General features: G+C 43.1%; 19 protein-coding genes, 3 tRNA genes and 1 riboswitch. Of the genes, 7 read left to right on the top strand and 15 right to left on the bottom strand.

The genetic code is table 11. The features are described from left to right. Positions 1-128: 128 nt before the first annotated feature. The 10 genes from Q4G98_RS11000 to Q4G98_RS10955 form a co-directional block, all read right to left on the bottom strand. Complete coding sequence (locus tag Q4G98_RS11000; protein ID WP_298564813.1) at positions 129-1,319, bottom strand: dicarboxylate/amino acid:cation symporter; 1,191 nt, start codon at positions 1,317-1,319, stop codon at positions 129-131. Positions 1,320-1,945: 626 nt separating this feature from the next. Beyond that, complete coding sequence (locus Q4G98_RS10995) at positions 1,946-3,217, bottom strand: AIPR family protein (RefSeq protein WP_301961986.1); 1,272 nt, start codon at positions 3,215-3,217, stop codon at positions 1,946-1,948. 234 nt (positions 3,218-3,451) lie between these two features. After that, the gene (locus tag Q4G98_RS10990; RefSeq protein ID WP_298564809.1) at positions 3,452-4,783 is read right to left on the bottom strand and encodes a hypothetical protein; all 1,332 of its coding nucleotides are present in this window, start codon (positions 4,781-4,783) and stop codon (positions 3,452-3,454) included. 15 nt (positions 4,784-4,798) lie between these two features. Further along, positions 4,799-6,796, bottom strand: coding sequence for an ATP-binding protein (locus tag Q4G98_RS10985; protein ID WP_298564807.1), 1,998 nt, complete (start codon positions 6,794-6,796; stop codon positions 4,799-4,801). 2 nt (positions 6,797-6,798) lie between these two features. Beyond that, the gene (locus Q4G98_RS10980; protein WP_298564805.1) at positions 6,799-7,617 is read right to left on the bottom strand and encodes a Dam family site-specific DNA-(adenine-N6)-methyltransferase; all 819 of its coding nucleotides are present in this window, start codon (positions 7,615-7,617) and stop codon (positions 6,799-6,801) included. A 569-nt stretch (positions 7,618-8,186) separates the two neighbouring features. Continuing rightward, positions 8,187-8,263: transfer RNA gene (locus Q4G98_RS10975), tRNA-Arg, on the bottom strand. A 6-nt stretch (positions 8,264-8,269) separates the two neighbouring features. Further along, positions 8,270-8,343 (bottom strand) — tRNA-Gly (locus Q4G98_RS10970). A gap of 27 nt (positions 8,344-8,370) precedes the next feature. Continuing rightward, positions 8,371-8,447, bottom strand: a tRNA-Pro gene (locus Q4G98_RS10965). 141 nt (positions 8,448-8,588) lie between these two features. Beyond that, positions 8,589-9,968: a sodium:alanine symporter family protein gene (locus tag Q4G98_RS10960; RefSeq protein ID WP_298564804.1), complete on the bottom strand. Its 1,380-nt coding sequence runs from the start codon at positions 9,966-9,968 to the stop codon at positions 8,589-8,591. Positions 9,969-10,084: 116 nt separating this feature from the next. Beyond that, positions 10,085-10,179: riboswitch (glycine riboswitch) on the bottom strand. A gap of 163 nt (positions 10,180-10,342) precedes the next feature. Beyond that, positions 10,343-10,600, bottom strand: a complete 258-nt coding sequence (locus tag Q4G98_RS10955; RefSeq protein ID WP_293661514.1) for a hypothetical protein — start codon at positions 10,598-10,600, stop codon at positions 10,343-10,345. A gap of 175 nt (positions 10,601-10,775) precedes the next feature. On the opposite strand from Q4G98_RS10955, the gene Q4G98_RS10950 reads away from it, so the two are divergent. From Q4G98_RS10950 to Q4G98_RS10930, 5 genes are all read left to right on the top strand, one after another. After that, positions 10,776-11,858 carry a tyrosine-type recombinase/integrase gene (locus tag Q4G98_RS10950; RefSeq protein ID WP_298564803.1) on the top strand — a complete coding sequence of 361 codons (1,083 nt, stop codon included), beginning with the start codon at positions 10,776-10,778 and terminating at the stop codon, positions 11,856-11,858. Positions 11,859-11,916: 58 nt separating this feature from the next. Then, entirely contained in the window at positions 11,917-12,432 is a 516-nt protein-coding gene (locus Q4G98_RS10945; RefSeq protein ID WP_298564801.1) for a prepilin-type N-terminal cleavage/methylation domain-containing protein, read from the top strand. A gap of 369 nt (positions 12,433-12,801) precedes the next feature. After that, positions 12,802-13,362 (top strand): hypothetical protein, encoded by a 561-nt coding sequence (locus Q4G98_RS10940; protein ID WP_293545978.1) that lies wholly within the window; start codon positions 12,802-12,804, stop codon positions 13,360-13,362. Beyond that, positions 13,355-13,870, top strand: coding sequence for a hypothetical protein (locus Q4G98_RS10935; RefSeq protein WP_298564799.1), 516 nt, complete (start codon positions 13,355-13,357; stop codon positions 13,868-13,870). Before Q4G98_RS10940 ends, Q4G98_RS10935 begins: the two co-directional genes overlap by 8 nt. 132 nt (positions 13,871-14,002) lie before the next feature. Then, positions 14,003-14,827, top strand: a complete 825-nt coding sequence (locus Q4G98_RS10930) for a type II secretion system protein (protein ID WP_298564797.1) — start codon at positions 14,003-14,005, stop codon at positions 14,825-14,827. Between the two features lie 79 nt (positions 14,828-14,906). On the opposite strand, the gene Q4G98_RS10925 is transcribed toward Q4G98_RS10930, so the two are convergent. The 5 genes from Q4G98_RS10925 to gspE all read right to left on the bottom strand — a co-directional run bounded on the left by Q4G98_RS10925 (position 14,907) and on the right by gspE (position 19,995). Next, the gene (locus tag Q4G98_RS10925; protein WP_298564795.1) at positions 14,907-15,395 is read right to left on the bottom strand and encodes a type IV pilin protein; all 489 of its coding nucleotides are present in this window, start codon (positions 15,393-15,395) and stop codon (positions 14,907-14,909) included. Between the two features lie 71 nt (positions 15,396-15,466). Next, a complete protein-coding gene (locus Q4G98_RS10920; RefSeq protein WP_298564793.1) occupies positions 15,467-15,886 on the bottom strand; it encodes a competence type IV pilus major pilin ComGC in 420 nt (139 codons plus the stop codon). Positions 15,887-16,020: 134 nt separating this feature from the next. Continuing rightward, entirely contained in the window at positions 16,021-17,235 is a 1,215-nt protein-coding gene (locus Q4G98_RS10915; RefSeq protein WP_298564792.1) for a type II secretion system F family protein, read from the bottom strand. A gap of 21 nt (positions 17,236-17,256) precedes the next feature. Then, complete coding sequence (locus Q4G98_RS10910) at positions 17,257-18,312, bottom strand: type IV pilus twitching motility protein PilT (RefSeq protein WP_298564791.1); 1,056 nt, start codon at positions 18,310-18,312, stop codon at positions 17,257-17,259. Between the two features lie 12 nt (positions 18,313-18,324). Continuing rightward, positions 18,325-19,995, bottom strand: a complete 1,671-nt coding sequence (gspE, locus tag Q4G98_RS10905; RefSeq protein ID WP_298564790.1) for a type II secretion system ATPase GspE — start codon at positions 19,993-19,995, stop codon at positions 18,325-18,327. A gap of 241 nt (positions 19,996-20,236) precedes the next feature. Between gspE and Q4G98_RS10900 the strand changes: the two genes are divergently transcribed. Together Q4G98_RS10900 and Q4G98_RS10895 are read left to right on the top strand one after the other, a co-directional pair. After that, positions 20,237-20,752, top strand: a complete 516-nt coding sequence (locus Q4G98_RS10900; RefSeq protein WP_298564789.1) for a hypothetical protein — start codon at positions 20,237-20,239, stop codon at positions 20,750-20,752. Next, positions 20,752-22,200, top strand: coding sequence for a type II secretion system protein GspD (locus Q4G98_RS10895; protein WP_298564787.1), 1,449 nt, complete (start codon positions 20,752-20,754; stop codon positions 22,198-22,200). The genes Q4G98_RS10900 and Q4G98_RS10895 overlap by 1 nt, the downstream gene beginning before the upstream one ends. The last annotated feature ends 18 nt before the right edge of the window (positions 22,201-22,218 follow it).

The following is a 22,218-nucleotide window of genomic DNA, read 5'->3' as shown; positions in this document are numbered from 1 at the left end:
TTTTCCTACACAAGGGGGCTTTTTGTCTATTGTCCGTTTTTTCTGGGGCAGTTCAGCTTACGAAAGGGGCTTTTTACAAGCGTTATTTTTTAATGCTGCTTTACACAAGGAACCAAGATCAGCTTAATTTACAATACAGAAATCTCATTGACTTCTTCAATATGATTCTTTTTGGCGTAACCAGTCAAAAACAGCGTTAAAGCACCATCACCAGTTACATTGCAGGCAGTACCAAAGCTATCCTGCAAGGCAAAGATCGTCAGCATCAGCGCCGTGCCTGTAGCATCAAAGCCAAGCACGCTGATGATCAAACCCAAAGACGCCATAACCGTACCACCAGGAACACCGGGTGCGCCAATAGCAAAAATACCTAACAACAGGCAGAATAAAATCATCGTACCCAGTTCCGGCAAGGTGCCATACAAAATCTGAGAAACTGTCATCACAAAAAATACTTCTGTCAAAACACTGCCGCACAGGTGAATATTGGCAAACAGCGGAATGCCAAAGTTTACCAGATCCTTACGCAGCACTTTGGATTTGCGGGCACATTCCAGCGCAACGGCCAAAGTTGCCGCAGAAGACATGGTGCCTACGGCAGTAATATAAGCAGGCCAGTAATGCTTGAGCACTTCCATCGGATTAGCGCCGGCATAAAGACCAGCCAGACCATACAACAACGCCAGCCAGAGATAATGCCCCACCATTACTATCAGCACCACGATCAGGAATACCGGCAGCTGCTTTGTGATCGTGCCTTCATACGATAAAGCGCAGAAGGTGCAGGCGATAAAGATCGGCAGCACTGGAATAACGATATTGGTCACGATCGCTAAAACGATTTTCTGGAACTCTTCTAAAAATTTAGTGATTACAGCAGCCTTAGTCCAGGCAGCCGCCACACCAACCAACACAGAAAAGACCAATGCGCTCATTACGCTCATGATCGGGTCGATTTTTAAATCAAACAGCAGTTTCGGCAGCTCTTTTAAACCATCGACAGAGGAAACGATATTCAAATGCGGTATCAGACCGTAGCCGGATAACATCGCAAAGAAGGCCGCACCCACGGAAGAAACATAGGCCAATATGATCGCGACCCGCAGCATAGTCGATGCATGCTGCCCCAGGCGTGTAATAGACGGCGCAATAAAACCGATAATAATCAGCGGTACACAGAAAATGATCAGCGAACCAAGTAAATTTTTGACTGTCAGTATCACCTGCATCAAATCTTCGTTGGCGTATAAGCCCACAATAATACCAGCGATCACACCCAGCACAAGACGGGCCGGTAAACTTCCCAATATGTTCTTCATCAGCGTCACTCTTTTCTTGGATAATAGATTTTACTATATACTAAAATAGCATATACTAATCAATTCCTCAACTGTTTTTCGTCTTTTTCCCAAAAATATTTCTGCTTTTATGCGGTAAAGATTTAAAAGCCTTCCAATTTTATTCAATTTCATCAAAATTAAAATTTCACATTTTTTTTGAAGCTTTGCCCTTTTTCTGTCAAATATCTGTTGTATACTTAAGTCATAGCAAGTGATGAACTTGCTATACCCTTCCCATCAAATTCATCATAAACAGCTTTCCTATGAAGAAGCCGTTCGCAACCATCCCCTGCGAACGGTTTTCTTTTAATTTATATTAAAAGCCGTTCCTGCTTAGGAACGGCTTGAATATCTTAATTTTCAGGACATATACCTTCACGCAGTAATTTAATAATATCAACAGTATGTACTCCAGTAGCTACAACACTGTTATGTGGCAAAGGATAAATACGCTATTTACACACGGCTTCAATCTTACCAAAAATCTGCTTACGCATTTTTGCCAAAGCAATATCCTGCTCTGCCTTGCCACCATGATAGACCACAAAGATCACATCAGCCTACGTATTGTATACAATCTCATCAAATATTTGCTATTTCTTAACTTACTCGCAATTATTAATTTCAGCAAATAATAAACGACAACGCCCAATATTCTTAAATATATATGCAGGATAAGCATCTGGGAATTTGATATTCATAGCATCAACAATTTTAGGAATTACTTTTTCACATTGATTGTTAACCAAATCTAAGATTTCATTAACATCAATCATTTCAGTAGTATACTTAGGGTGGCTCTTTATATTCTGTAATACAACATACAAAATAAAACGATTTCCATGAATTAATGCCAAACGATTTCTAGCCTGATAATCATTTTCGTGAATCTGAAGATACTTATCAACCGCTCTCAAAACCTCAATACTATTTTTCATAGTGAATGCATTAGTAGAACCATTAAAAAGAATTTTATAAGGAGGTTTTGTTATATCTTCTGTTAATGATCCTACACCCTTTTTACAAATAGTTGAATAAGTTATATCATCTTGCAAACAAGCTTGAGCCACTATTGCCTCATCGATTGAAACCTGATGTATGGGGTCCTCAATCTTAGCACCTGATTTATACAGATAATAAATATTTGAGAAAATCAAGTCTGTTTTTAGGCGTTCTTGTTCTGGATCTAATGCAGCAAATTCCTTACTATCAATTCTGTTTTGTGTATTTGATAACTTCGTAATTTGTAATGCACAAGTTTCATCTACATCTGCAAGGTCAATTAATTGAACAAATACAGTGGCTTTACTAACTTGATCTTGATTCTCTAAGAATGTAGTACCAATAGTTCCTGTAGTTTGCGCTCCATTAACTAAAGACACTCCCTCAAGTGCGAATAAACCTGTTTTAGCATTTGTACTAAAAGCTGCTTTTCGAGTAATTTTTTTACAAAGAATTTTAATACCATTATTGTAGTAAAAGAAGTTTTCCGGGGACTCTAATAAAACTTTCCTTATCCCCTGATTTACCTCTGTATCACCTTTGTAGTAACGTATATTCTTGGCAAATAACTTGTTATCATAATTACTATACCATTCACCAAGGGCAGCAGCAGAAAGTGTCCCATAGTATGCTTTAAAAGGTTCATCAATAAATCCCCAATTATTCAAAATCACATCGTCTATGCATATATTATCACTATCTTGTCCTGCAGCCAAATATTTAAATACATCTGACTGCAGTACCTCAACAAAACTCAAAATATCATTTGTATCGTCATTTGTATTTTGCAATAGTTCATCAATGGGCTTCCTGCAAAAAGTTGATATTTGCTGATTTCCAGTATGTATAAACACGCATATTATTTGATAATCCATATTTTTTATAGCAATTGTGATTTCCGGTGATTTGAGTATATCATACAATTATTATAAAATAAACCATATTGCGACCTATCGAACGGTGTCATGCTTTATCGTACTCTGTCGACTTTTGTCGCCACCATCTCTGCCACCCTTATGTCAAGGCCACGACAAAAAATATTTTTATATCATACTATAACAAAAGTCGATGTATCAATTACACATCGACTTTTGTTATAGTATGATTACTTATTTGCTTTCAATAAAACGCTGTAATATTTTCGCTGACGGATAGCTAGACATTGATGCTACTCCATTAGCTAGTTCTACAGGAAACAATGCCCCTTCATGTCTCCTGCTGATCAAATCTGGGAGAGTTGCCATTATGCGCCCTAACCCGACAAGATCATCTTGTTGCGGAAATTGTGGGTTCTCGTTATATTTTCCCGTTGGAATATTCAAGACAAGCGCGGTATCGGGATCTAACTTAACATATACCTTTTCGCCCCAATTGGTTCTTGAGCCATAAGGATTAGCAAGATCTCCTGTTCGATAGACTTCCTTTCTTACATATTCATGAGTGAGTACAGCTACCGTTGGTGTTTCTCCCAATTGTTTAGGAGAAACATATTTACAAAGTACAGTCAGATGATCATGAAAAACGCCACTCTTTTCTTGTCCGATAATATGTATGGGCCTTTGTACTCGTTTTGTGTATTCAATGAAATCACGGATTAAGGGAACAAACTTCGCATACTGGCTACGCAATGTTAAAGGACCATCCTTGATAAAAAGCGTATCCGAAAAAACACTTTTATCTGTATGATGCCACATAAGTCGTACAATTGTAAATAGCATAAGATGTTCCATCAAAAGCATATAGGAGGATACTATTTTTTCGGAAGCACTATCTTCCTCCATATCAAGATGAAACCCTATCATATCAGTCAATAACACTTCTTTGTGGCAGTGAGGGCATTCACCTTTTGATGAATCATATGGTAATCCTGGGATCTCATTGGAACAATGAGGGCAATCAAACTTTGGCGAGCAACCTTTGCTGTCTTCCCACTTTTTGTATGAAAGCCACTTGAGTGTCTGAAAATACTGACCATCCTCATCAACACGTATAGAGTCGTATATAATATGCCGAATTGCATTATAGTTGTTGCCTAAACTCGTTTTTACATTTTTAAGTGGTAAAACAGTTGCATGAAATAAAGCACTACCAGCCATAATGTCTTGTAGCAAGAGTGGATGTGGATTTTTCTTATCAATCTTCTCCAAATTCTTTTTATCAACAGAAAGCAAAGCAGTTTTTATAAATGCAACTTCCTTACCCGTAGGCGGGTTTGTTTTTACAGAAACAAAAGAGCCGTCCACAGCCCAAATATACTTTAGTTTTTCTAATTGACCCACATCGAAATCATGCCATAAAGACATATCGTGGTCTGTCTCCCGAGATTGACTATCCTCAAAATCTTCTATCAGTGATTGTACCCATTGGCTCTGGATAACTGACAAGTGACCTAATTTTGAGGCATGTTCATCGGGTAACTTTCCAGTTGAAGAATACGCCATGCTTCCACCTCCAAGTTAAATTCCCTCATATAATTTAGCCTGAACCGGAACAACAAATCGGTTCGACATTGTAAGCATCCGCATAAATCCAGGTGTCTTTGCACGCAAAATATCTTGCTCAATCCCGTCAAAGGCAACCTGCAAACGCGCAAGAGCATGAGCTTCATCCTGTGATGAAAGATGCCCTACAAAAAAGTTTTCAGTCTGCGCTAACAGTTCCTTACTGATCGTTGACGGTGACTGTGTGGAATAAATCATTCCAATATGGAATTTGGCACCTTCTTTTGCGAAACGGGAATAAATATCTGTTATACTATTTGATGTTGCCGGGAACAAGTTGTGTGCCTCTTCAAAATAAAGCTGTATATAATGACTTTTTAGCGAATTGCTGACAAATTTCTGTTCTTGGTGAGTAAAAACGGCTGTCGATAAAATATCCGAAAAGTATTGCCGTATAGCATCTTGTGCATTACCAAGGTCCAGAATGACAGTTTTTCCTTCATCTAAAGATTTAAGAATATCAGCGGTAAAATCGCTTGCTCTTGCATCATGATAAATACGATACTTACGTATCATGTCCGGACCGGCCCCTGCCTTTGGGAATAAAAAATCCAGCAAGGCACAATCATCCGAATCAAAGATCGGCTTTTTTGATAAGGTTGAAATGAAAAGTTTATCGTTTTCCTTTGGGTGGTACAGTCGGAAGGCATTTATCTTGTCTAACTCTTCGACAAGTGCATCTAAAGAATTTACATCAGGCAGCATTTCCGGATCTGCCACGCCATGAGCTGCCATTCGAAGTTTTTCTCCAAAGCCGGGATCAAAGCCAATTGCATTTCTACTCTTAACCATATAACGGATTTTGCTCTCATCCGCAGGATACCCAGCTTTTTTCAAGACAGCCCAATAATACAATATTTTTCTTGCTGCTCTGGTTTTGTCACCCTCTTCCAACAACTCCAATTCATCAAAGTCTATAATAGCTGAACTTGTGAAACTTGTAATATAAATCGAATTTCTTTTATCAGTGCTAAGAAAAGATGCTAATAGCCCAAGTCCTGCAGAAGGGTACTCATAGAAGTTCATCCGAAGAACTTCTGATGGAGTTCCTTCTCGCGGGGTGAGCGCATATACAATACAACGGTTCTCATTGGATGAGCGCAAAGACTTGTTACCATCCTGCGGGTTGTCATTAGCATATTCTCCGTTTATATCAAAAATCAGTTGTCCAACAGTTTGATCAACGGGCAGTCCATTCGTTGCATTAATCATCCCTTGAGCAAGAAGTTTGACTACGTTGGATTTGCCCAACCTTGTTTTACCAAACATCGCTGTACGGCGTCCCTTGAAATCCTCCATTGACACATACACCGGAATATCACTTGACGGAATATCACCTTCAATTAGCCGACATTCCATTGTGCGTAAATCGCCTAGTTCAAATCTGGATTTTTCCGGTACAATGCCATTTATGATAGCCTTTAACAGCTCATCACTGGGAGCATAGACTTCATATCTGTGGGCACTTACTATGTTATTCACGTCTCCTGAAAACTCTAGTTTACTAGAAACCTTGGGATTTGCATAAAACATACCTAACACATCGCACTCCAAAGCACCCCATTGAAGTTCGTTCTGTGTCCAAATGTCAAGTTCTGGCATAGCTTTTTTATGTAGTTCAAAATAAGTTTGTTGAACTTGGCTGCTCAATGGTGTAGTCGAGACGCCTCTGACGCGGAGTAATGAAAAATGTGGAGGCGCACTTCCAAACTCGCTGGGAACCATAATCAAAAAAGAACCTCTAGGAACGCCACCAACTATAATCTTGTATTGATCAGAGGTAATGATTTTTGCGCTGTCAAACCCTAGCTCCAATACATAACCGATAAAGCGCATTTTCTCCACTTCACGCGCATTCTTATGCCGTTTCTCCTGTTCAATAAAGGACATCAACGCAGAAATAGGGTTGTCCTGATAAATTGACCTGTCAATGAGGCCCGTCAACGTATTCATCGTCATTCCTCCTGTAAATTAATAGGGTATGAAGATACCAACAATTCTTCCTGTGTACCTCGTCCAGCCGCCAGTCCAGATATTGAACTGAACCTATGTAAGGCTTGTGTATAAAAGTAGTTATCATCATACATCTGTTGTAAAGCTGGATAATTAGCATTAGTTGCAATAATGATTGCACCTCTATCTCTTGCTCGTATCAAAGCATTAAGCAAGCGCTTTTGATCTTTCCATGAAAATAGTTTCTCATTATACTTAATAAAAGCGTTTTGATTGTGTGCAATTGTATAAGGCGGATCAGCAAAAACAAGATCGCCAACGGTCGCTTCACGTATTGTATCAACAAAATCCTGTTTTCGTATATGGACATTGTACAGCGCTTCAGAATATTCTTCAAATTGCTGTACATCATCAATAAACTGTTGTTTCGTGCCGATGGGCACATTGAATTCTCCTAAACGATTAACACGGTACATGCCATTAAAACATGCCCTATTTAAATAAAGAAATCTAGCGGCACGCTCAACAGCATTATTAGGCACATTCGCTCTTACAGCATAGTAATGAGTAGTCGAATGATGCTCTTGATGTTGAATTAATTGCTCTCGGAGCTGTTCTGGATATTTTGCCATAATACGATATGTATTTATTAATTCACCGTTGATATCTGATATGGTGGCTTGTTTTGGCATTAGGGAAAAAAAAGCAGATCCACCACCGAGAAACGGTTCATAATAGCGATTGTATTCGGCAGGAAAAATGTGCTGGTAATTTGCAATCAACCACCTTTTTCCTCCTGGCCATTTCAAAAATGGATGCACGTTTATCGATTCACATCCTCTCTGCTAGAATTATATATCTTCTATGCCGAAAGTAATACTTACACTCAAGTGTAAGATATATAGTACTCTTATAATACCAAATAATTCCTAAAAAGTCATTGTTTTAAGAATAATTTTGACAATTTTCTATTTTCCATAATTTATCTATAGTTAACAAGCGCTCATAATTCTTTATTGATCTCTATTCATTCGACAGTTTTGTTTACCTTTTTATAATCTATATTGCCGTATTCTATCGAATTTTGTCGTCATCATCTCCGTCACACTCATACTACAGAATTACTTGCAAATGGAGTACCATTGCTGGAGATTGCTAAACGTTTCGGGCGCAGTAAAGCAAGCCATACATTAGGCTTATATATACACGCAATACCTGAGTATGATAATATGATCCCAACAAAAATCAAAAAAATATATTTTATTAAAAACCCCCTCGACAATTGAGGGGGTTTTCCGTTGGTACCATTTTTGCATCTTAGACCCGTGTTTTTTTTATACCATAGCAAACAAAAAAGCTGCAGAACAAGTCTGCAGCTAACTTACGCTGTTGGTGATCTGGGAGGGATTCGAACCCCCGACCCACGGCTTAGAAGGCCGTTGCTCTATCCGACTGAGCTACCAGACCAAAAATTGGAGCGGGCGATGGGAATCGAACCCACAACATCAGCTTGGAAGGCTGAGGTTTTACCACTAAACTACACCCGCAATTTACTAAGCAATGCTCTATGTATTTGGTCGGAGCGGCAGGATTCGAACCTGCGACCCCCTGCTCCCAAGGCAGGTGCTCTACCAAACTGAGCCACGCCCCGAATACAAGGGATATTATATAAATTTTTGGTCTTAAAGTCAAGTCTTTTCGTGTTTTAGCAGACAATTTATTATCACTATACTTGACCAAAACAAAAAGGCAGTGTTAAAACTGCCTTTTTAAATACAAGCTTACTATAAAATCAGGCTTCTTCAGTTACTTCTTCAGCCAGAACAGCTTGCTGCTTCTTTTCAGCCAAATGTGCATGATAACGTTTCGTTTCAGCTATAATAACGCCAGTCAGTCCTAAAAGGGCGATCAGGTTAGGAATAGCCATCAAACCGTTAACGATATCTGCCAGTACCCAGATGGCTTCCAATTTCAGGAAAGCACCACAGGCAATCAAGCCGATAAAAATAATGCGGTACGGCAGGATCGCTTTAACGCCCAGCAAATATTCGATGCAGCGTTCGCCATAATAGTTCCAGCCTAAGATCGTAGTAAAAGCAAACAGTACCAGGCCAACCATCAGCAGATATTTACCCCAGATAGGGAATCCCATCGTAAAAGCAGCCTGCGTCAAAGCCGCGCCATTCAAATCGCCAGTCCAGACATTGGTAACAACCAAAGTCAAACCAGTCAAAGTACAAATAATGATCGTATCGATAAAAGTACCGGTCATGGAAATCAGACCCTGTTCAGCAGGCCATTTGGTTTTTGCGGCAGCAGCAACGATCGGCGCACTGCCAAGACCGGATTCGTTAGAGAAAACGCCGCGGGCAATACCATTACGCATCGCCATCATAACAGTTGCGCCCAGGAAGCCGCCGGCAGCAGCCGTCGGGCTGAAAGCGTTAGTCAGCACTGTAGCGATAGCATCCGGGACCTGATCGGCAAACACCAGCAGGATGCCAACAGTAGTAATAACATACAGCAAAGCCATGAAGGGAACGATCTTACCTGCTACATTCGCGATAGATTTCAGACCGCCGATAGTAACAACGGCAACAAGGATAGTCAGCACAGCTGCAGTATAAATAACCGGGATACCAACGGAAAGCTGTGTGATCTCAACGATAGCATTGACCTGAGCAAAAGTACCGATACCAAAGTAAGCACACAATACGCCGGATACGGCGAAGAAAACAGCCAGCGGTTTATAAGACTTACCCAAACCATTTTCGATATAATACATCGGTCCGCCGGCAATATTGCCATTGGCATCTACAGTACGGTATTTTACAGCCAGAAGACCTTCGGCATATTTAGTCGCCATACCGAAGAAAGCAGCCAGCCACATCCAGAACAAAGCACCCGGCCCGCCTGCCTTGATAGCAGTCGCAACACCGACGATATTACCTGTGCCGACAGTAGCAGCCAAAGCCGTACACAAAGCCTTGAAGCTGTTGACATCGCCGTCACCGTCATTTTTCGCCGAAAAAATCAATTTCAAAGCCATAGGCAGTTTCAACACCTGCAACAAATTCAAACGCAGGGTCAGCCAGATACCGGTACCAACCAATAATACCAAAAGCGGCGGCCCCCACACAAAACTGTCGATCTCATTCAAAAGCTCCAACATAAAATTCTCCCTCTTCCCATTTGCGAAATAAAAAACAAAACCCACCGGAATAACGACAACTCCGGTGGGCAAAAAACGATATAAGTACTCCCCTGCCTGAAAGGCAGCGGAACTACTGCTATTGCTCTGTCCATTGGCCTGAGAGATAAAAACGTCAACGACGTTCGTGCACCTTCGGCGCCCATTCAAGGGACTCTCCAGAGTTGTGTCCGCATACGGTTCCGCCTGTTTTACAGGCACCTGAGAGTTTAGCTCCTTCGGTAGACGCATCGTCTTCTCCCATATGTTTCATCCACGCATTATTCACTTGTGATGTTAGTTATTATAGCAGATAGTTTGAAAAAAGCAAGTACTTTTGTATTGTATACATGTATTCAATTGATCAAAGTGTCGAAATAACCTGCTTCTACCAGCTTAGCCAAAGCCAGCTCGCCGCCCTGCGGTTTAAAATCAGCTGATAAAACAGGCGCCGCCAAGCCCTCTGCGCCAAGCGAAACACCGACAGCGCGGGTATTATAGCCACCGGCCACTGCTTCCACAAAATGCGGCAGGCAAAAGCCGCCAAAAACGCCCGCGATCAGCAGAACCACGAATACCTTGAGCCAACGATCACCCAATTTAGCGCATGTCATACTGTATCACCGTCCTTTACTGTCTTCATTATACAAAATTATTCACTTCTGTGAACATTTTGAAAACTACAATAACACTTTCATTATCTACAAAATTATTTTCCTGTGGTTTACTTGTGTCTTACAATTTGAAAGCTAAAATAATCTGCTAAGATAAGAAAAAAGGAGGTATACTATGAAAAACCCCAACGGCTACGGTGGTATCAGCAAACTGCCCGGCAACCGCCGCAAACCATATCGCGTAAGGCTGACAGCAGGCTGGCAGCGACATAATAATGGCAAGCTGCTGCAAAAATACCACACCTTAGGCTATTATACCAGCCGACGTGCTGCCCTGATAGCGCTTGCCGACTATAACAAACGTCCCTACGACCTCAACCAGCAGCAACTCACCTTCAGCAAGCTTTACGAACAATGGTACGACAAGCACACAGCCCGTCTTTCCAAATCCTCGCGCAACAGCTTTGCAGCCGCCTGGAAAAAATGCAGTGACCTGTTTGAACAACCAATCAATAAAATAAAAAAATCCCACATGCAGGCAGTGCTGGATCGTAACCAGCATCTGTCACCCAGCGTACAGACCCGTCTTAAAACTATTTTCAGAGGCATCTTTCGTCTGGCACTCGAAAATGACCTTATCAGCGTCGACTACTCATCTTATCTGGAAAAAACAGCCGCAGTCAGCCAAACCACACGCAGTATTTTTACCCGCAGCGAGATCAGGCAGCTCTGGCAAAACCTTGACCTGGCACTGCCGCTTGCTGACGGCAGCCGTCACCACTACACCGATGTCAGCCTCGTCGACACCGTACTCATCATGCTCTACAGCGGTATTCGCATTGGCGAATTACTGGAAATACAAATAGCACATATCGACCTCAAAAAGCAGATCATCGACCTGCACGGCACAAAAACAAAGGCTGCACACCGTATCCTGCCACTGCACAAGGATATTCTGCCACTTATCGCCGCCCGCATGCACGGCACCTATCTGATCGAAACACCAAGCGGCCACAAACTTACCTATGACACCTATAAAAAACGTTTTTTTGAGCTGCTGATGGCAAAATTAAATCTGCAGCACAAGCCGCACGATTGCCGGCACACCTTTATCAGCGGTATGGATACCTGCGGTGTCAGCGCCGGCAGCGTTATTTTAAAACGTATCGTCGGCCACGCCAACGCTGATATTACAGAAAGCTATACTCACAAAAATATCCGGCAGCTTTTAAACGCCGTTAATCAACTAAAATACTGATTTGTGTCTTACCAGAGTCTTACAAAACAATGACAATGCACAAAATACCAACCTGCTTATGTTAGAATTTCTGACTGCTCACCTGCCAGAAAAATTTTTCTTAGACACCTCCGCTTTTATTAAAAACAGAAAAGGTTTTACCCTGGTAGAACTGGTAGTAGTAATTGCTATTATCGGTATATTGGCTGGTATTGCAATTCCGCGTTTTATCGACGCAACAGAAACTGCCCGTGGTGCAAAAATTGTAGCTGATATGCGTACTATCCAAGCTGCAGAAATAATGTATTATGCAAAATATGCTAAATATCCTTCTAACACAGCAGCAACTACTGGAGGAGATGCAAATTTTGTTGCTTTAATCCAAGGCGGTTGGCCTACTCCTCCTAATGGAAGCTTTTCAATTGCTAAAACATTAGGAACAGATACTGCTGGAACATTTACTGCTGGTACTACTGCTACTGCTTACACCTACACAAATGCTAGTGCAGGTCAAGCTGATCCAGGTGTACTCACTTTAACTGGTGGTACTATGGATGGTAAAGAACTTACTGAATTATTAGGTGGAACCAAATAACTAACCCCTGATAATATTTAAAATAAAAACGGCTGACAAAATTGTCAGCCGTTTTTTATTTGACAAACACCATCAAAAAGCGCATACTTAACAGGTTGCCTTCAACCCACAGTTAGTGAAGCAAGGCTTCAAAAAACAGGACAAGACGCTGCGCGATATGTAAAATGTTTTGATTGACAGCAAACTAAAGCGACGACGTTATAAAATCCTACGCAACGGCAATAAACAAGCATTGAGCAACGATGAGCCTTAGCCGGATAAAAAACGCTCTTAAGCGGCAGAACACCTGTAAGCAGACATCATTACATCCAGCCAGCCGGGAATCCCTTGTTTTTTATATTAAAAATATAAAAAATCGAGGTGTTCTGTATGAACAATGGCTTCTTTAAAATTTATCGTGAACTTTGGGATAAACCGATCTGGAAACAGTCTACTCCGATCCAAAAAACTGTTCTTCTTACTTTGCTCTCTATGGTCAACTTTGCGCCCGCCGAATGGGAATGGCAAGGTCAAAAGTTCAACGTGCAACCAGGGCAGACTATTACCAGTTTACAGCATATTGCTGACCGCTGTGGCAAAGGCGTAAGTACAGGTAATGTTCGGGGAGCTTTAGACCGCTTTGTAAAACTTGGTTTTTTAGCAAACGAATCTACAAAGACCGGACGCCTGCTGACTATCGTTAATTGGGGCGCTTATCAGTACCTTGATGGCGACCGTTGCACAGATGGCTGCAAAGACCTTACAAATGCAGTGCAAAGCGATTGCAAAGGCTCTGCATCTAATAAGAAGAATAAGAAAGAAGAGAAAGATAAGAAGAATAATTTTTATCAAAACTCTTCTTTTTCTTCCTTTTCCCATCCAGCCAAACCCATGCTTTCTGCCGGTGCCGCGCAAATCCGTGCTTTAGCACAGGGAGGCCGCCATGAATAATCAGGTCACGCAGCAGGATGTAGCTAAGATTCTTGATCGTTTAGGCCGTTACTTTCCTATGTTGGTAAAAAACGGCAGCGAAGTCGTAACAGACTGGTATCCATTTATTGCACAGTTCCCGCTTGATGTGGCGCAGGCAGCGGCGATGTATCTTATTGAAAACACCGCTTTCGACCCGCCCAAGCCTGCCGTTTTTGTGCAGGCAGCCAGAATGCTGTTGCAGCACCAAACCGGACAGCGCGAACTGACTGCGGCAGAAGCATGGCACATGGCGTGCAAACAGCTGAATCCTTATAAAAAACCTCATTACGAAAATAAATTAGTTGCTCAGGCTGTACACGACATCGGTTATATGACGCTATGTACAGCTGACCACGATATGTTTTCCCGGTTTGAACATGTTTATAACATTCTGCTGCAGCGTGAAAAGGACGAGTTTAAGATCGAAAGTACACTGGCCAGTATTGGCCTGTGCCAAAGCAATATCGAAAAAATCGAAGCCAAATGAAACAATCCCCGCTGACTATTTATGTCAGCGGGGATTATTTATATTTCGAATCAATTATTTATATTATATGTAATAAAATATATGATATAATTAAAATACAAATATACAGAATATAATTTTTGGGGTGGTGTTATGCGTGTCAAAAAGGGTTTTACATTAATAGAATTAGTGGTAGTTATTGCTATCCTGGGAATTTTGGCCGGAATCGCGATACCAAGATTTATGGATTCCGTAGAAACTGCCCGGGGAGCCAAGTTATTGGCTGATTTACGTTCTATTGAAAGCGCAGGAACTGTTTATTATACAAAAAACGGTAAATTCCCTACTGTCAGTACAGAAGGGAATTTAGGCAAAGATAAAGAATTTATTGAGCAATATTTTGAAAGCTGGCCTGTATCTACGGGCGGATATGCTATAGTGCAAGGTTATAATGGTGTCAATTATCGTTATAATCTAAGCAATGGCGATAAACCATATGAATATGCTTATAATAGCCAGACAGTTGCTGATAAAGCTTATGAAGGCCGGGCAACCATTGATCAGAAGACGTTGGAGCAGTATTTAGGCGGCGAGGCTGGACGGGGAAGTGGACCGGTGTCAATCGTTAGTGCCGCTTCTCTGAGCAGCAGTGAGGCCGAAAAAATCAAAGATAATTTGCTGGACGCTTTAGAAAACGCAGGTATTACAATCGGAGCTATTGATTCTACCAGTACCAATGGTGCAAAAGTTCAAGCTATTGTCAATTATCTAACTAATCAAGGAATAAGCCTGAGTGGCTGTGATTGGGCTATTAGAGGCAATAACAGTAATTACAGCATATATGTGTTCCCCACGCTTACCGGTCCTGGTAAAGTGAACGCTACTGTATATAATTTTAAAAACGGTAATGTTATTTCTTCCTCACAGACTGTCGTTACTGTCAAAAATGATAATGGGATATTAAAAATCGATAAATAAAAACAGCTGTCTAATAATTTAAAATTAGACAGCTGTTTTTATCTTTATAACTTTGATCTTCTAAGTGAAAATATGTAATTTACATTTTTCCTAAAATATATTGCTCGATAAACATCGAGTAGGGAACGCCAGCATTTCCACTGCCCAATCCATTAAGAAAAGATACTGTTATTTTTCTTTTATTTTCACTACTGCCAATACCTGAACTTGCTTTCTCGATACCGTAGGCACAATTATTAAAAGATATTCTTTCTCCAAAGACTGCATAGTAATATTCACCCTGAGGCGGAGTTGGTACTGCGTATAAAAAGCCTTTCGCAACAAGTTCTTGAAAAACTTTTTCGCCATTTGCCTTTTGATCATCTGTAAGGTCGCTGATGTTATTACCTGCTGCCATATATTGTTCAACAGCGCTTTGTAAAGTACGCATATCAGCCGCCGCTCTGGCACTTCTTGTTTTGGCCTGCGAATCTAAAAAGTGAGGAATAGCAAGACCGGCTAAAATTCCAATGACAGCAATCACGATCACAAGTTCAACTAGGGTAAAGCCTTTACTGTGTTTGAACATAACCTTTCCTTTCCTAATCTAAACAAACAGGCAGACAGGCTGTAATTTCCTATCTGCCTATGTAAATTTAATTATTTTTTCTTAGTCATTAAAGTTTTTAAATCAATACCAGTACCGGCATTAATGGTAACAGTTTTAGGTGTAGTACCATTATTAGGTGTTACGGTATAAGCTGTTACAGCATCTTTAATTTCACCAGTCTGATTAGTTTCAGCCACTTTAAAGTTGCCGATAGGCGGAATAGGTTCTACTGCCAAATAACCATTATTTACCAATTCTGACATTGTTGCAAATTGACCTTTTTCAGCGAAATACATAGATTCTGCACTTTCGATAGTTCTCAAATCAGCAACTAATCTGGAGCCACGGGCATTAGTTGTTGCGTCCATAAACCGCGGAATAGCAAGGCCTGCCAAAATACCCAGAATAGCAATTACTACTACCAGTTCTACCAGGGTAAAACCTTTTCTGTTTTTAATAAAATTTTTCATTGGAATTCATCCCTTCTTTTATGCAGCGTTACTATGATCATCCACATAACATAGCCGCTACTTTATTTATATTTTAATAATAACTCTTTTTTAGCCTTTTATCAAGTATTTTTATTATAAAAGCAGTATTTTATTTATAAACTGCCAACTTTAGTAACTATTTCGAACATCGGCAGTAACAGCGCTATAGCCAAAGTACCGATGATAACGCCTAAAATAACGATCAGGATCGGGTCCATAATGGTTTGCAGACGTCCGATCGTATCATCGACCTCAGCACCATAGAAATCGGCTACTTTATCGAGCATAGTATCCAAAGCGCCTGTTTCTTCACCGATATTGACCAGACTGATAACGATCGGCGGAAACATACCGCTGGCTTCCATCGGGTCTGCCAGTGTCCGCCCACGCCGCAAGCTGCCGCGTGCCTGATTGAGAACCCGTTCGGCCTGCAGGCTGCCTGTCGCTTTACTGACGATATTCATGGCGTTCAATATTGGCACGCCGCTGCGCGATAAGCTGGCAAAAGTGCGGGCAAAGCGGGTGATGATGATTTTATTATACAGATCTCCGAAAATAGGTACTTTGAGATAAATACCGTCACGCCACAGGCGAAAGCTTTCTTTAGTCCCAGCCCATTTATAAAGGGCAAACAATGCCGCCAGCGCGGCGAGAACCAGATACCAGTAATGCCCAAGAAAGTTGCTGATACCGATAACGACACGGGTAACAAAGGGCAGTTCTATTTTTAGCTGCTCAAACAATCCGACAAAAACAGGCATGACGAACATCATAATAATAGCAACAACGATGGCTGCCACCGATAAAACGATTGCCGGATAGATCATAGCTGATTTGAATTTGGCGTTCATGCGGTAGTCTTTTTCAAACTGTGCTGCCAGACGGTCCATAACGATCTCTAAAATACCGCCGGCCTCGCCCGCTGCTACCATATTAGTCATCAGCTCGGGAAAGACCTTGGGAAATTCGGCCATGGCCGCAGATAAGGCCTTGCCTTCGCGAACACTGGTAGTGATCTGCCCTAAAACATTACGCAGCCGTTCTTTGGCAGACTGCTGCGTCAGTATCTCCAGGCCTGTTAACAGCGGTACGCCCGCTCCCAGCAGGGTCGCAAACTGACGGGCAAAGATGGAGATATCATAAAGGTTGATGCTTTCTTCAAAAAGTGCGCCCGCAAGCAGACCTTTCTTTTTAGAGGCTGTGATATTGGCCACATACATTTCCTGTTTACGGATAAAGGCGGCGACAGCAGCTTCGTTGGGGGCGTTGACGGTGCCGTAGACTACAGTGCCGTCACGTTTACGGGCTTTATATTTAAATTGCTCCAAACTGCGCTTCCTCCTTTAGCTTTATAGTCCGTGCATATAGCGTTCCAGTGTCAGCGGGTCATAACAGCGTTCTTCCGCAACGCTGCGGTCGATCCTGTTTTGGCGTACCAGCTGTGCCAGATAAGCGTCCATGCAGATCATGCCAAATTTAGAACCGGTCTGGATATAAGACGGTATCTGATGCGTTTTACCTTCACGGATCAGATTGCGCAGCGCCGGTGTGGCGACCAGTATCTCAAAGGCTGCCAGCCGTCCTGTCTGCTCGCGGTTCATCAGCAGCTGCTGGGCCACGATGCCCTGCAGATTGCCTGCCAGCTGGATCCTGATCTGCTGTTGCTGATGTTCCGGGAAAACATCGATAATGCGGTTGACTGTCGATGCCGCATCCTGCGTATGCAGTGTCGCCAGCACCAGATGTCCTGTTTCAGCCGCAGTGATCGCGGTGGCGATAGTTTCCGTGTCGCGCATCTCGCCTACCAGAATAACGTCTGGGTCTTCACGCAGCGCTGCCCGCAGGCCGTTGGCAAAGCTTTTGGTATCGCTGCCGACTTCGCGCTGGTTGATGATGCTGTTGATATGGTTGTGTTTGTACTCGATCGGGTCTTCCAGCGTGATGACGTGGTCTTTGCGGTGTTTGTTGATTTTGTTGATGACTGCCGCCAGCGTCGTGGACTTGCCGCTGCCTGTAGGTCCTGTGACCAGCACCAGTCCGCGCGGCAGCATGGCAAGCTCGCTGATAACGTCGGGCAGATGCAGATCTTCGAAGCTGGGGATATTATTGGAAATCAAACGCAGCGCCGCTGCTACACAGTTGCTTTGCTTAAACACGTTCACACGGAAACGGCACATATCTTCGATTTCATACGAGAAATCGGATTCGCCGTTGTCCAAAAACTGCGTGCGGCGGCGGTCATCCATCAGTTCCATGACCATGTTATAGGTATCCTCACGGCGCAGCGGTTCTTCGCCGGCCTTACGCAGCACACCGTTGACACGCAGCATCGGCGGCAGTCCCACGGTCAAATGGATATCGGAAGCGTTGACTTCAAAAGCGTCACGCATTAACTCTTTGATCACTTTGTCATCTCCTTAGGCATACGCTACGCGCAGCAATTCTGAGGCAGTTGTTTCACCATCCAACACCTTTTGGATACCGTCTTCCTTCATGGAAGTGACGCCATGGGGACGTCCGGCGGCAAAAATATCTGTATCCGGGGCATTTTTCAAAATCAGTTCTTTCATTTCGGGAACAATGGGCAAAACCTCGTGGATCGCCATGCGTCCGGCATAACCGGTAAAATTGCATTTGCCGCAGCCGGCGCCTTTATAGATTTTGACATCTTCGTCAAGCGCAATGCCCATATAAGCTCTTTCAGCTGCATCGGGAGCATAAGCCTCTTTACAATGCGGGCAGATGCGGCGCACTAAACGCTGCGCAACGACGCCGCGCAAAGCAGAAGCGACTAAAAATGGCTCTACGCCCATATCGATCAGCCGTGTGATAGCGCCGGCGGCATCGTTGGTATGCAGGGTACTGAAAACAAGGTGACCTGTAAGTGCCGCATGGATACTGATGCGTGCCGTTTCTACGTCGCGGATCTCGCCTACCATGATGATGTTCGGGTCCTGACGCAAAATACTGCGCAGTCCGTTGGCGAAAGTGAGTCCGGCTTTATTGTTGACAGCGACCTGATTGACGCCGTCGATACGGTACTCGACCGGGTCTTCGACCGTGATGATGTTTTTGCTGGGGTGATTGATATTAGTCAGCGTAGAATACAGCGTGGTAGACTTACCGCTGCCCGTAGGACCTGTAACCAGCACGATGCCGTAAGACGAACTGAACAGATTGCTGTACAAAGCCATGTTCTTGGCAGTAAAAGCCAAATCGCCGATCGCTATCGATGCCGCTGATTTGTCAAGGATACGCATAACGACTTTTTCGCCCAAAATCGTCGGCAGCGTTGAAATACGCAGGTCGATCTCGCGTCCGCCCTGTTCGATATTGATGCGTCCGTCCTGCGGCAGCCGTTTTTCGGCGATATCCATTTCCGCCATGATCTTGATACGTGAAATAATGGCACCGTGGCTGTTTTTAGGCAGTGTAACGGCATTACGCAAAACGCCGTCGACACGGAAGCGCACACGCGTCGCCTCTTCCTGCGGCTCGATATGGATATCACTGGCTTTATCACGGATCGCCTGTTCGATGACCGAGTTGACGATTTTGACTACCGGAGCGTCGTCGCTGCTGTCCTCGACTCTGCGAATGACAGGCGCGAAGGAATCTTCCTTCAATTTGTTCAGACTGCCGCCCACACGTCCGCTGACGCCGTAAAAATTATTGATGGCATTGATGATATCCTGCTGCTCGGACAAGACGATGGAAATATCGCAGCCGCTGACCATACGCACATCGTCGATGGCGTAAAAGTTAGTCGGGTCGTTCATCGCTATCGTAAGGCGGTTGCCATCCTTTTTGAGCGGCACTAAAGTATAACGTTCCGCCAGAAATATCGGTACCGCTGCAATGGCTTCCGGCATGATCTCGATATCGCTCAAAAACATATACGGTATGGAAAGCTGTTTTTCCAGTGTCTTCAGCATCTTCCGTTCCGTCAGAAAGTTCAGGCTGATCAAGGTCTCGCCCAGTCTTTTGCCATTTGTTTTTTGTTCAGCCAAAGCCTGTTCCAGCTGAGTCTGCGTTATTTCTCCCGAAGTGACAAGGATCTCACCCAGGCGTCTTTTCTGCGTTGCCACGTTGCGTACCTCCGTTTTTGCCTTTACTGACAGTAAAATTACATTAGTTACTTTATTGGTTTTAGAACGAATAATATGTATATTTTATTTTATATTTTATTATACTACGATGTATATTCTAAAACAAACTTATTTTAGTAGAAACAACAAGAATATTTATTTGTTTTTCTTCATCTTGTGATATAATAACTATATTAAGATTTTATAATTATCAGTTTAATTTATATTTGGAGGAATCATCATGCGAAAACAGCAAAAACAAACTGATCGTTTGTCACTTGTCATTCTGGCAGCTTTCCTGGTTTTGAGCGCCTCGCATTTTATGTGCCGCTTTGATGCAGGCAGCTATATAGAAGGTTTGTTCGAAAAAGCCTGGGCCGAACAGCCGCAGGCTATCGTGCAAACTCAACCGGCAGCTGCTGCCATGCCTGTTGAAGATGCTTTAGTCCCTGCAGCTAAAATGCAAACTATCGTCCGTAATCCATTTATGGCTCCGGCGGCGCTGCTCAACAGATCTGCCGTATCTGCCGGCACAGCCACAGGCGGAGCGGCTGTTTACGCAGGATCGCCGGTTTTGCGCGGCATCATTAATAATGGCGTCAGACAGCTGGCGATCATCGAATTCAACAATACCAGCAATTATTATAAAGACGGTCAGAGCTTCGGCGACTATACCGTTGCCGCTATCGGTACTGATTCCGTTGATCTCAGCCATCCGCAGGCGCCACTCCATTTGACACTTGGGAGGAATAACTGATGCATTCCTGGAAAAAATCGCTGCGGAACACTACTCTTGCCGCACTTTTAGCATTCAGCAGCACGGCTGTTGCTTTAGCCGCGCCTAATGTTACCTTAAATGTGCACGATGGCGAGGTTCGCGACGTTTTGACTGCTATTTCTGCTCTTTCCGATGCCAGCATCGTTACCGACGAATCTGTCAGAGGCAGGATCACGATCGCTTTGGACAATGTGCCCTTTAACACGGCGATCAAACTGATCACCAGCGCCAAGGGCCTGGCTTACCGCGTCGTTGACGGCGTTATTCTGGTTTCCACGCAGGAAAATCTGAATAAATTCAACGGCAGCGTCAATGTTTTTAAACTGAATTACGCCAAGGCAGAAGATGTTAAAACAGCCCTGGACAGTATTTTAGACGGCGATAAAAAAATCAGTATCGATCCGATCACTAACTCCATTCTGTTCAGCGGCAGCAGCACTGATGAAGAACGTGTGCGCAGCGCTATCAAAGCAATGGATGTAGCTACAAAACAGATCACTCTGGAAGCCAAGATCATTGCCATCAATAAAGAGGACAGTAAAAACCTTGGTATCAACTGGAATTGGGATAAAATACCGCAAAACAGCGAGGACAACAATAACGGCGGCGGTAACAACGACGATGAAGAAGATTTCGGCGGCGTAGTCCATTTTGGCGCCAGCTATGAGTTCCGCTTCAATGCCACGCTCAACGCGCTGTTTGCCAACGGCAAGGCAAAAATTTTAGCGACTCCGCGCATCATCACCGTTCCCGGTAAGGAAGCCAGTATTTTCATCGGTGACCACATCCCTGTTTTGACCGAAAAGATCGAAAACGGCGTTACCGTCAATACTACCGAATATGTAGATGCAGGTATCAAGCTTACTTATACTCCGCTGGTCAGCGAGGACGACATGATCACTTCTGCCGTCCATACTGAAGTCAGCACCCCGACGCTGGTTTCTGAAATCAAAAATTATAAGATCACCAGCCGTACTGCCGATACTTATGTAAGGATGCGTAATGGGGAAACGCTGATCATCGGCGGCCTGATCAACGAAGAAGAACAGAAAAATATCCAGAAGATCCCCTTCCTCTCCAATATCCCGATTTTAGGCGAGCTGTTTAAAAACCGCAGCACTACTAAAAATAAAACCGAGGTCATGATGATCCTGACACCGCATATCACGGAAGCAGGTTCTTCACCGGCTATTTATGATACGCAGTCGCTGGAAAACGAGTTCAGGGATTTTGATGATAACACCTTCCTGAAGGATATCAAAAAATCTGAGCGTGCGCAGGCTGAAGCCAAAATCAAGGCCCAGCAGAAAGAACTGGACAAGGAAATGCAGGAACTGCAAAAAGAATTCAGCGACGATAAAGCAAAGTCGCCGCAGACAGGTTCAATGCGCGACCGCGTCAATCAGATCCTGAACGAAAATAACTAAAAAACAGCAAAAAAGTAA

Source organism: uncultured Phascolarctobacterium sp., assembly GCF_958349595.1.
GTDB lineage: Bacteria > Bacillota > Negativicutes > Acidaminococcales > Acidaminococcaceae > Phascolarctobacterium.
The sequence above is the reverse complement of the archived record's forward strand: the minus strand, read 5'-3'. Positions and strand labels throughout refer to the sequence as shown.